Here is a 275-nt window from a genome sequence, read left to right as displayed (position 1 = left end):
CCGGTCTTCGCCAAGCGCGCGAGCCCGGTCCGCTTCGCCGGGCCGAAGCGCGTCAACCCGCCGGGGATCGCCCTCGCCGACCTGCCGCCCATCGACGCGGTCCTCATCACCCACAATCACTACGACCATCTCGACGGGCCGAGCCTCGCCCGGATCTGGCAGGCGCACCAGCCGCTGATCGTGGCGCCCCTGGGCAACGACACGATCCTGCGCGGCTACGACGACACGATGCATGTCGAGACCCGCGACTGGGGGCAGTCGGTCGATCTCGGCGA

General features: G+C 70.9%; 1 protein-coding gene. It reads left to right on the top strand.

Features of this window, described 5'->3' with window-relative positions; translation table 11 throughout:
• The coding region (locus KZZ07_RS26890) for an MBL fold metallo-hydrolase (protein ID WP_255564626.1) at positions 1-275 on the top strand (275 nt) is incomplete at both ends.

This window comes from Mameliella sp. CS4, from assembly GCF_019392335.1.
Classification (GTDB): domain Bacteria; phylum Pseudomonadota; class Alphaproteobacteria; order Rhodobacterales; family Rhodobacteraceae; genus Antarctobacter.
This window is presented reverse-complemented; position numbering and strand designations above follow the sequence as displayed.